6 protein-coding genes are annotated in these 6,600 nt (G+C 67.2%); 3 read left to right on the forward strand and 3 right to left on the reverse strand.

Annotated elements, in window-relative coordinates:
* Window positions 1-13: 13 nt before the first annotated feature.
* Genes OXS49_RS12240 through OXS49_RS12250 form a run of 3 tightly spaced genes read right to left on the reverse strand, consistent with a single transcriptional unit; the run spans window position 14 to window position 2,987 of the window.
* Window positions 14-457: an aldolase gene (locus OXS49_RS12240; protein WP_267424430.1), complete on the reverse strand. Its 444-nt coding sequence runs from the start codon at window positions 455-457 to the stop codon at window positions 14-16.
* On the reverse strand, window positions 454-2,259 hold the full coding sequence (locus OXS49_RS12245; RefSeq protein ID WP_267424432.1) for a sensor histidine kinase: 1,806 nt from the start codon (window positions 2,257-2,259) through the stop codon (window positions 454-456). Before OXS49_RS12245 ends, OXS49_RS12240 begins: the two co-directional genes overlap by 4 nt.
* A gap of 17 nt (window positions 2,260-2,276) precedes the next feature.
* Window positions 2,277-2,987: a response regulator transcription factor gene (locus OXS49_RS12250; RefSeq protein WP_244002697.1), complete on the reverse strand. Its 711-nt coding sequence runs from the start codon at window positions 2,985-2,987 to the stop codon at window positions 2,277-2,279.
* A 289-nt stretch (window positions 2,988-3,276) separates the two neighbouring features.
* On the opposite strand from OXS49_RS12250, the gene OXS49_RS12255 reads away from it, so the two are divergent.
* The 3 genes from OXS49_RS12255 to lepA all read left to right on the forward strand — a co-directional run bounded on the left by OXS49_RS12255 (window position 3,277) and on the right by lepA (window position 6,345).
* A complete protein-coding gene (locus OXS49_RS12255; RefSeq protein WP_267424434.1) occupies window positions 3,277-4,062 on the forward strand; it encodes a DUF2470 domain-containing protein in 786 nt (261 codons plus the stop codon).
* Window positions 4,063-4,105: 43 nt separating this feature from the next.
* Window positions 4,106-4,324 (forward strand): hypothetical protein, encoded by a 219-nt coding sequence (locus tag OXS49_RS12260; RefSeq protein ID WP_244002693.1) that lies wholly within the window; start codon window positions 4,106-4,108, stop codon window positions 4,322-4,324.
* Between the two features lie 218 nt (window positions 4,325-4,542).
* Window positions 4,543-6,345: a translation elongation factor 4 gene (gene lepA / locus OXS49_RS12265; RefSeq protein WP_267424437.1), complete on the forward strand. Its 1,803-nt coding sequence runs from the start codon at window positions 4,543-4,545 to the stop codon at window positions 6,343-6,345.
* Window positions 6,346-6,600 lie beyond the last annotated feature (255 nt).

A 6,600-nucleotide genomic window follows, 5' to 3' on the forward strand; every position in this document is an offset into this window, starting at 1 on the left:
TGCGGCTGCGAAGTCACGGGCATCGCTTTCGCAGCGCCGCACGAATGAGGAGCGGCGCCAAGCCGGCGGCGCGGACACCACGATCGAGGACGAGGCGGGGGAGCGGAATGCCCAGAAGGCCCTCGGAACCGGCCGGCTCCGGCAGGCGCGGCACAGAGGCGACGAGATCGACGATGAGATCGAGTACCGTCTCGGGATTGGCCGAGACGCCGAGGTCGGCCACCGAAAGGATCCCCTGTCCCCGCACCTCGACGCGACCGGAGAGCGCCGGATGCGGGCGGGCGATGACACGGCCGCGGACGATTACGCAGACGACCCGATCATCGGCTACGAAGGCACCGTCTTCGGCCGCTGCAAGCAGCAGGGCCAGGCTCGATTTCCCGGCGCCGGCCGCGCCCCGGATCAGAATACCGGCGCCGCCGAGCGCGCAGCAGGCGCCGTGGAGCGTCGTCGTCACGCGTGGAGCTGGCGGGGTGCGGCCGGCAGACGGACGATGAAGCGGGCGCCGCGCACGGTGGGTTCACCGTCCTCGTCGGGCGCGCCGGGGCGGTTCTCGGCGCGGATCGTGCCGCGATGGGCCTGCACGATCTGGCGCGAGATCGACAGGCCGAGCCCGGAATTCTGGCCGAACCCCTGTTCGGGGCGGTCGGTGTAGAAGCGCTCGAAGATGCGCTCCAGGGCATGCTCGGGGATGCCCGGCCCCTCATCCTCGCAGACCAGCTCGATCTCACTCCGAACCCGGCGCAGCACGACGCGGACCTTCGCGTCGCTGGGCGAGAACGAGCGGGCATTGTCGAGCAGGTTGTTGACGACTTGGCCGAGCCGGCTGTCGTGGCCGATGATCGTGAACGGCGCCTCGTTGTCGAACGCGGTCGCCTCAACGTCGAGCTGGATCAGGCAATCCTTCGGCCGCCGGCGCTCGTTGGCCACCGACACGACGGTGCTGAGCAGGCGCCGGAGATCCACGCGCCGGGCCTCCGCCCGGGCGAGTTCGGCATCGAGGCGCGAGGCGTCGGCGATGTCGCTAATCAGGCGATCGAGGCGCTTCACGTCGTGCTGGATGATCGCCATCAGGCGCCCACGCGAATCGTCGTTCCGGGCGAGCGGCAGGGTCTCGACGGCGCTGCGCAGCGAGGTCAGCGGGTTCTTCAATTCGTGGCTGACATCCGCGGCAAAACTCTCGATGGCGTCGATCCGTCGGTAGAGCGCCTGAGTCATGTCGCGGAGCGCCCCGGAGAGATGGCCGATCTCGTCGGTCCGCTCGGTGAAGTCCGGAATCTCCTCGCGGGTCTTGATGCCCATCCGCACCTTCTCGGCCGCCTCGGCGAGGCGGCGCACCGGGCCCGCGATGGCCCCGGCCAACAGGAACGACAGCACCACCATCACGGCCGAGGCGACCAGGAACACCTGCAGCAGGCCGAAGCGCTCCGAGGCGATCACCCGGTCGATGGCGTCGCCCTGCGTCGAGATCAGCAGCGCGCCGCGGACCGATCCGGCCCGGTGGATCGGTACGGCCACCGACACCGTGGTCTCGCCCTCCTTGTTGCGGCGCACCAAGCTGCCGCGATTTCCGCCCAACGCCGCCTGGACCTCCCGGAGCGAATGCCCGTTTTGCGGGCCCGTCTCCTCCGTAGGCTCGGCCCGGCTGCGGAACAGGCCGCTCAGCTTGGTCTGGACCGTCTGGAAAGCTGATTCGAGCATTCCAGGCTTGTGCAGCCGGGGCTCGAGCGAGTCCGTCCGGCCGGCATCACCGCGCTTGAACAGGGTCCGGGTGTCGAACAGGAGGCCACCCTCCTGATCGTAGACCCGCGCCCGATTGCCGGTCGGCGTGACGAGGCGCGAGAGAAGCGGCGCCACCTTCTCGGGATTAAGCGAGAAGGCCAGCGGTTGCGATTCCTCCTCGGCGACCTCGCCGGCCTGCTGCTGGAGCAGCTTGTCGGGGTCGATTCGGATCGTGTCGGTATCCACCGACGCGGAGGCCGCGATGGCGCCCGCGATGATCTCGCCCTGGATGGCGAGGCTCTGGATCCGCGCCTGGATCAGGCCCTGGCGGAACTGGTTGAGGTACAGGAACCCGACCAGCAGCGCGATCAGCCCGACGAGGTTGAGCACGACGATGCGGCGCGTCAGGCTCGATGAGGCGCGCTGGCCGATCGCGTCCCAGAGGGCACGGGGCCAGGTCAGTGGGCGGGAGAGGGCTTTTGCCAGGGAGGTGCGGGGTTCGCCCTCCTCGGTCTCGGTTTGTGTACGAGCGGACACGCGACGGATCCTGAAGATCACGCCTCCTTGAACCGGTAGCCGACGCCGTAGAGCGTCTCGATCATGTCGAAGCTCTGATCGGTCACCTTGAACTTCTTGCGCAGGCGCTTGATGTGACTGTCGATGGTCCGGTCATCGACATAGACCTGATCGTCGTAAGCCGCGTCCATGAGGGCGTTCCGGCTCTTCACGACGCCGGGGCGCTGCGCGAGGGCCTGGAGAATCAGGAACTCCGTGACCGTCAGGGTCACCGCCTCGCCCTTCCACGTGCAGGTGTGGCGCTCGGGATCCATCATCAGCAGGCCGCGCTCGAGCGAGCGGGCCGCAACCTCCTCGGCCCCGCGCGGCGTTGCGCCGGGGGCTTCTTTGGCGAAGCGGCGGAGCACCGCCTTCACGCGCTCCACCAGCAGGCGCTGCGAGAACGGCTTATGGATAAAGTCGTCCGCGCCCATCTTGAGGCCGAACAGCTCGTCGATCTCCTCGTCCTTCGACGTCAGGAAGATCACGGGAAGGTCTGATTTCTGCCGCAGGCGTCGGAGAAGCTCCATCCCGTCCATGCGCGGCATCTTGATGTCGAAGATCGCCAGATCCGGTGGGGAATGGCGCAGGCCGTCGAGCGCGGAGGCACCGTCCGTATAGGTCTGGATGCGGTAGCCTTCGGTCTCAAGCGCGATCGAGACCGAGGTGAGAATGTTCCGGTCGTCGTCGACGAGGGCGATGGTCGGCATGCGCGATCCCTGACTGAACGGGTTCGGGCGCGGTCCTGGCTTTACGCGCAGGCCGCGCCGTGTCCCGGCCCCCGAGGGGCAGACAAGAGCGCGAACCGGGCGATTTCAGCGTAGCCCGGCGCACGCGAAGGGACAGGTGCTTTAGTACGCCCGATCGGAAAAAGCGAGCGGCGGTCGTAGCTTGGCCGTAACGGCCGATCTGACGCGGGCCGAACGCCTCGCGCGGCGGCCCCCGCCCCGCTAACGTATCGGGCGTGTGCGGCGGCAATTCGCGTGGGGGAGGAACGGCATGGGCCAGACCGGTGGAAATGCACCCGGACCGCGGGGACCGGCCCGGCCACTGCCGGCCGACGAGGCGCCCTTCGACGCGATCGGGCTCGCCCGGAGCCTCCTGCGCGGCATCCGCTCCGGGGCTCTGGCGACCTTGGATCCGGACGGCACGCCCTTCGCCTCCCTCGTGACCATCGCCACCGATGTCGACGGCATGCCGCTGATGCTGCTGTCGCGGCTCTCGGCCCATACCCGCAACCTGCTCACGAATCCGCGCTGCTCGCTGTTGTTTGCGCAGACCGGCAAGGGCGATCCCCTCGCGCATCCCCGGCTCACCATGGTCGGACGCGCCCAGCAGACCGGCGAGATACGGGCCCGGGAGCGGTTCCTTGCCCGCCACCCCAAGGCGAAGCTCTATGCCGACTTTCCCGATTTCGGCTTCTTCGCCCTCGATCCGGAGGCCGGCCACCTCAACGGCGGCTTCGCCAAGGCCGCGACGCTGACCCGCGATCAGTTGCTCCTCGACCTCTCCGGAGCCGAGGCCGTGGTGGCGGGCGAGCGCGGGGCGGTCGAGCACATGAACGCCGACCATGCGGACGCGCTCGCCCTCTACGCTGCCGGCAGCGGCGCCGAGGATGGGCTGACCTGGCGGCTGACTGGCCTCGATCCCGAGGGAATGGACCTGATGGCGGGCGACCGCACCGCCCGGGTGGTCTATCCCGAGCGCATCGGCGACATGGGGGCGCTGCGCAAGAGCCTCGTCGCCATGGCCGCGCGGGCGCGCACGACTGTTTCGGAGGCCTGAGGGCGCGCGGACTTCACGCGAGGGCATGGCGAAACGTCGCTGAATGCCCCATATCGGGGCCATGAGCGAGACCCAGACAGATACCTACCCCTTCAGCCTCGACGTGGAACCTGTCGGCGAGAGCGGCTCCATGTACCAGTGGAGCATCCGCAAGCACGGCAAGCTGCACCAGCGCTCCGACCGGAAGCATCCGACCGAGGCCAAGGCGCGCTCCCACGGCGAGGCCGAGATCGAGCGCCTGATCCGCGACCGCGGCCGCTGAGGCATTCGCGGCGGCACGGGTAATTCTTCGACAGCTTGGGCGGGGGCCGGATTGCGTCGGCCCCTGCCCTTCCGCTTGTCCGGCGACAGGATGGCACGCCGGATGCGGCTGCGCTTGGCGCCTTCCTGTAGCGCTGCTATCTCGCGCGGGAGCCGCTCCTTCCGAACACGCCCCGACATCAGACGGTGTGCGTCTTAGCGCGCCCGAACGGAATGCCGATGACAGCCCCGATCGAATTCATTCGCAACTTCTCGATCGTCGCGCATATCGATCACGGCAAATCGACATTGGCGGACCGGCTGATCCAGGCCACCGGCACCGTCGCGCTGCGCGACATGAGCGAGCAGATGCTCGACTCGATGGATATCGAGAAAGAGCGCGGCATCACCATCAAGGCGCAGACCGTACGCCTGGAATACAAGGCGCAGGACGGCCAGACTTACGTCCTGAACCTCATGGACACGCCCGGCCACGTCGACTTTGCCTACGAGGTGTCGCGTTCACTCGCCGCCTGCGAGGGCTCGCTGCTGGTGGTGGATGCGTCCCAGGGCGTCGAGGCGCAGACGCTGGCCAACGTCTATCAGGCGCTCGACGCCAATCACGAGATCGTGCCCGTCCTCAACAAGGTCGATCTGCCGGCCGCCGAGCCCGAGCGGGTCAAGGAGCAGATCGAGGAGGTGATCGGCCTCGATGCCTCGAACGCCGTGCCGATCTCGGCCAAGACCGGCCTCAACATCGAGGCGGTGCTGGAGGCGATCGTCACCCGCCTGCCGGCGCCGAAGGGCAACCGGGACGCGCCGCTCAAGGCGCTGCTCGTGGACAGCTGGTACGACGCCTATCTCGGCGTCGTCGTTCTGGTGCGGATCATCGACGGCACGCTCAAGAAGGGCATGACCATCCGCATGATGGGGGCCGACGCCGTCTACGGCGTCGACCGGATCGGCGTGTTCCGGCCCAAGATGGCCGATATCGACGCGCTGGGCCCGGGCGAGGTCGGCTTCTTCACCGGCTCGATCAAGGAGGTCGCTGACACCCGCGTCGGCGATACCATCACCGAGGACAAGCGCCAGACCACCGAGATGCTGCCGGGCTTCAAGGAAGTCCAGGCGGTGGTGTTCTGCGGCCTGTTCCCGGTGGATGCGGCCGAGTTCGAGAACCTGCGCTCGGCCATGGGCCGTCTACGGCTCAACGACGCCTCGTTCTCGTACGAGATGGAAAGCTCGGCCGCGCTCGGCTTCGGCTTCCGCTGCGGCTTCCTCGGGCTGCTGCACCTGGAAATCATCCAGGAGCGGCTGGAGCGCGAGTTCAACCTCGACCTGATCTCCACGGCGCCCTCGGTGGTCTACCGACTGCAGATGCGCGATGGCGATACCAAGGAATTGCATAATCCGGCCGACATGCCGGACATCATGAAGATCGAGACGATCCAGGAGCCCTGGATCCGCGCCACGATCCTGACGCCGGACGAGTATCTCGGCGGCGTGCTGAAGCTCTGCCAGGACCGCCGCGGCGTCCAGATGGACCTCAACTACGTCGGCAAGCGCGCCATGGTGGTCTATGATCTGCCGCTGAACGAGGTGGTGTTCGATTTCTACGACCGATTGAAGTCGATCTCGAAGGGCTACGCCTCGTTCGACTACCACGTCTCGGATTACCGCGAGGGTGACCTCGTGAAGATGTCGATCCTGGTCAATGCCGAGCCGGTGGATGCCCTTTCGATGCTGGTCCACCGCACCCGCGCCGAATCGCGCGGCCGGGCCATGTGCGAGAAGCTGAAGGACCTGATCCCCCGCCACCTGTTCCAGATCCCCGTCCAGGCGGCGATCGGCGGCAAGATCATCGCCCGCGAGACGATCAAGGCCCTGTCCAAGGACGTGACCGCCAAATGCTACGGCGGCGACATCTCGCGTAAGCGCAAGCTGTTGGACAAGCAGAAGGAAGGCAAGAAGAAGATGCGCCAGTTCGGGCGCGTCGAGATCCCGCAGGAGGCGTTCATTGCCGCGCTGAAGATGGACGATTGATACGGTTTCCGGTTGATGGCTTCGGCCCCGCCGTCTTTGCGAGCGGAGCGAAGCAATCCAGCAGCGCCACGCTCGCAGACGTCGCGCTGCCCTGGGTCACTTCACTTCGCTCGTGATGATGGCAGAGACGCATCAACTGAAGCTTTCAAACGGAAACCTTATGAGGCGGGACATCTCCCTCTCCCCCTCTGAGGGCTAGCGGATTCACACATCGCATTCGGGATCACCGTCCGGTTGCCAGGTTGGGCGGACCAG

The organism is Methylobacterium sp. GC_Met_2 (genome assembly GCF_026540795.1).
In the GTDB taxonomy this organism is placed as follows: domain Bacteria; phylum Pseudomonadota; class Alphaproteobacteria; order Rhizobiales; family Beijerinckiaceae; genus Methylobacterium.